General features: G+C 72.6%; 2 protein-coding genes, 1 pseudogene and 1 riboswitch. Of the genes and pseudogenes, 2 read left to right on the top strand and 1 reads right to left on the bottom strand.

All coding sequences use genetic code 11. The features are described from left to right. Positions 1 to 72: 72 nt before the first annotated feature. Together trmB and E2E34_RS32030 are read left to right on the top strand one after the other, a co-directional pair. Positions 73 to 711 (top strand): annotated as a pseudogene (gene trmB / locus E2E34_RS32035) (tRNA (guanosine(46)-N7)-methyltransferase TrmB); the annotation flags it as partial. A 50-nt stretch (positions 712 to 761) separates the two neighbouring features. Further along, entirely contained in the window at positions 762 to 2,159 is a 1,398-nt protein-coding gene (locus E2E34_RS32030) for a PrsW family intramembrane metalloprotease (protein ID WP_138905353.1), read from the top strand. A 226-nt stretch (positions 2,160 to 2,385) separates the two neighbouring features. Here the strand turns inward: E2E34_RS32030 and E2E34_RS32025 are convergent, their stop codons facing one another. Next, a complete protein-coding gene (locus E2E34_RS32025; protein ID WP_138905352.1) occupies positions 2,386 to 3,486 on the bottom strand; it encodes a M23 family metallopeptidase in 1,101 nt (366 codons plus the stop codon). Positions 3,487 to 3,497: 11 nt separating this feature from the next. Beyond that, positions 3,498 to 3,645, bottom strand: a riboswitch (cyclic di-AMP (ydaO/yuaA leader). Between the last annotated feature and the right edge of the window lie 404 nt (positions 3,646 to 4,049).

Genomic DNA, 4,049 nt, shown 5'->3' with positions numbered 1-4,049 from the left:
AGACGTGTATAAGAGACAGGTCGGGGCGGACGCGGGAGGACTCAGACACAATGCCCCGATTCTACGGCGCGCCGGGTGACCACGGGCCAGGCCGAAGCCCTGGAGCGGCTGTGGCCCCGGTGGGGCCTGGACATCGACGGCCGGCGGGTCCTCGACCTCGACGAGCTCTTCGGCGGCCGCGGCCTGCCCGTCGTGCTGGAGATCGGGTTCGGGATGGGCGAGGCCACCGCGCAGATGGCCGCCGAGGACCCGGCCACCGGCGTACTCGCCGTCGACGTGCACACCCCCGGCCAGGGCAATCTGCTCGCTCTCGCCGAGCGGGCCGGTCTCACCAACGTCCGGGTCGCGAACGGCGACGCGATCATCCTGCTCCGCGAGATGCTGCCGCCCGCCTCCCTCGCCGGCCTGCGCGTGTACTTCCCCGACCCGTGGCCGAAGAAGCGGCACCACAAGCGGCGCCTCATCCAGCCCGAGTTCCTCGACCTGGTCGCGCCCCGCCTCGCCCCCGGCGCGCTCGTGCACTGCGCGACCGACTGGGAGCCGTACGCCGAGCAGATGCTGGAAGTGCTCACCGCGCACCCCGACTTCGAGAACACGGTCCCCGACGGCGGCTACGCGCCCCGGCCCGCCTTCCGGCCCCTCACCCGCTTCGAGGGCCAGGGCCTCGACAAGGGCCACGTCGTGAACGACCTGCTCTTCCGCCGCCGGTAGGGCGCACACGCGCCATCGCCAGTGTCAGTGGCGATCGTTAGGGTCGACGGGTGTACGAGAGCCCTCCGCACCCCCGGCAGCGCCCGGCGGTCCCGGACTGCGCGCGGCAGCCGCAGTTCACCGCCGTACCGCCGCCTGCGCTCTGGCGCTACAAGCCGCGCCGCGCCTGGTGGCGCACCAGGGCGGTGCGCGCGGGCGCGGTGGTCACGGCGCTCGCGCTCTGCGCCCTGGTGATCCTGGCGATCGTCCGCGACCAGACCGGCACGCGGGGCTTCCTGGTGGGCCTGGGGCTGGCCGTGCTGCCGGTGCCGTTGCTGGCCTCGGCGTTCCGCTGGCTGGACCGGGTGGAGCCCGAGCCCTGGCGGAACCTCGCCTTCGCCTTCGCCTGGGGCGCGTTCGCGGCGGCCCTCGTCGCGATCATCGCGAACAGTTTCGCGACGCGCTGGATAGCCACGGCCACCGCCGATCCGGCGGGGGCCGAATCCCTCGGCGCGACGGTGATAGCGCCGGTCGTCGAGGAGAGCGCGAAGGCAGCGGCGATATTGCTGATCTTCCTCTTCCGCAGACGGGACTTCACCGGGATCGTCGACGGGGTGGTGGTCGCCGGGTTCACGGCGACCGGCTTCGCCTTTACCGAGAACATCCTCTACCTCGGCAACGCCTTCGGCGAGGACCAGGAAGCGGGCGCCTCCGGCCTCGCGTCGGTGACGGCGGCGACCTTCTTCGTACGCATAGTGATGTCGCCGTTCGCGCACCCGCTGTTCACGGTCCTGACGGGCATCGGGTTCGGGCTGGCCGCGCTCGCGTCGCCGCGCGGGCGGCGGTGGCGGCGCGTCGCGCTGCCCCTGCTGGGCCTGGTGTGCGCGATGGGCATGCACGCCCTGTGGAACGGTTCGGCGGTCTTCGGCGGGTTCGGCTTCTACCTCGTGTACGCCGTCTTCATGGTCCCCGCCTTCGCGCTGCTGACCTGGCTGGCGGTCTGGACGCGCCAGCGCGAGCTGGGCACGATAGCCGCCGAGCTGCCCGCGTACGCCGCCGCCGGCTGGCTGCTGCCCACCGAACCGCTGGCCCTGTCCTCGATGCGGGCCCGCTCGCTGGCGCGGGGCGCGGCGGCGCGCAGGTACGGCGGTGGCGCGGCGGGGCGTGCCGGGGGCCGGGCGGCCGCCCGTGCCGTCGCCGAGTACGAACTCTTCGCCACGTCCCTGGCCTTCCTGCGCCACCGGGCCCACCGCGGCGCCTTGGGGCCGGACTTCACGGCACGCGAGCAGGAGCTGCTGCACCATCTGTGGCAGCGCAGGGAGGTCGCCGGTCCGGCGCTGGAGTACGCGGCGCGGGCGGCGGGCCGGGTGCGGCTCCCGCCGCCCCGGCAGCCCGCGTGGCCCCCGTACGGGTACGCGCCGCCCCCGCACCGGGACTACGCCGCGTACAACCCGTACCGACAGCGGTGACCGTGGCCCTCACGGGCCGGCAACAGGGCCGGGCGAAGCGCGCGGGACCCCTTGGGGAGCACGAGCGCGGACCGGGGGAAGCGCCCAGGACCCTCGGGCGGACGTGCGCCCCGGCGGACCGGCAGCCCTGGGCGCGGGGGGCGTGCGTCAGGGCTGCCGGGGACCGGGGCGGTGCCGCGCTCCGGCGGCGCCAGGCCATCGGAGCGCCGAGCGGAAGGCGCGGCCGTCAGACGGTGAGGCCCTTGCCGCGCAGCCACGCGGCCGGGTCGACGCCCGCGCCGTCCGGCGTGTGGACTTCCATGTGCAGGTGGGCCCCGGTGACGTTGCCGGTGGCGCCCACGCGGCCGATGACGTCGCCCGTACCGACCTCGCCGGACGTGACGGTCATCGAGGAGAGGTGGCAGTACCAGACCTCCGTGCCGTCCGGGAGCTCCAGGACGATGCGGTAGCCGTACGAACCGGACCAGCCCGCGGACTTGATCGTGCCGCCGTGCACGGCCTTGAGCGGCGTGCCCGTCGGAGCGGCGAAGTCGAGGCCGGTGTGCTGGCCGGAGGACCACATGGCGCCGGACTGCCCGTACGTGGAGGTGAGCGTGTACGACGAGAGGGGCATCGAGTAGCTGGCGGCCAGCTTGGCGAGCCGCTCCTCCTCCGCCTTGCGCGCGGCCTCTTTCTCCGCCTCGCGCTTCTTCTCCTCGGCCTCGCGCTTCTCCTCGGCCGCCTCGGCCTCCGCCGCGCTCTGCTGCTTCTTCGCCTCGGCCGCGGCCTTCTCGGCGGCTTCCTTCTCGGCGGCGACCTGCGCCTCGGCGTCGGCGGCGGCCTGCTGCTGCTCGGCCTGCTGGAGGATGCGGGCGCGCAGGGCCTCGCCCGCGTCGGTGGTGCCCTGCCGCGCGTCGGCGGTCGTGACGCCCGCGGTGGAGAGCGGGGCGGCGGCCACGATGGCCTCGTTCGCCGCGCCGGCCTGCACGTCGGAGCCGGATTCGGCGTCGTCGGACATCAAAGAGCCGACACCGGGTAGTGAGTTGGGGTCGGGAAGCGAGTCCGTTATCGCGTCGGGAAGGGAGATCGATATGGCCGGCTTGTCCTGGGCGGTGGCGATTCCACCCGCGCCGACGGCGGCGATGACGCCCACGCCGAGAACGGTGGAGCTGCGGCCGAGACCGCCGCGCTGCTTGGCCACACGGTGACGGCCGCGTACGGGACGGACGGAGTCCTCAGTCGGATTCCATTCCTCCCAGGTCCCCTCCCCGCCGACGTGCGTGCCGGTGTCGCGGGCCGCCCCGTAGGGGGGCATGGCGGTCTGGGGGGCGGGGCTGTTGGACGCCACGGAGGCGTGCTCCTTTCCTTCCTTCTCGCCTACCGGGTTAGCTGACGGGTTCGGAGCAGGAAGGTCTCCTACGAGCCTCTCCGTGGGTACGAAGCGGCCCGATTCACCCCAAGGAACGTGGTTCCCCGGTTCCCTTGCGGGATTCGGCGCGTGCGCACGGTGCCGTCTCTTGCGACGACTGGGACGACCGCGCTGCGTTATCGAACGTTAATAGACACCGGCTCCGGTTTCCAAGCTGTTCCAACTGATCGTTAAGGACCTTGGCCTGAACCAATCAGGACACAAGCAGCCACAGCCGGACGAGTTGACCGCCACTCAGAAAACATCCGTCGCATGACGGTTCGTCAATTGTTATGCGGAGGGGTGTCCCGCGACTACGCAGCGTCGCGAGCCGGATCACACGGCTAACTTCAGCCCCATGGTCGTCAACAACACGCAGTCGGTGGCCGATCGCTACCGCGAGTTCTCCGAGCAGCAGGCACGCCCCGTGTCGCCCGTGTACGCCGAACTCACCGCCCGCATCAGTGAGGACCCGGACCTCTGCACCCTCGTCGCCGCCCTCC

The organism is Streptomyces albidochromogenes, from assembly GCF_005981925.1.
Taxonomy (GTDB): Bacteria; Actinomycetota; Actinomycetes; order Streptomycetales; family Streptomycetaceae; genus Streptomyces; species Streptomyces albidochromogenes.
The sequence above is the reverse complement of the archived record's forward strand: the minus strand, read 5'-3'. Positions and strand labels throughout refer to the sequence as shown.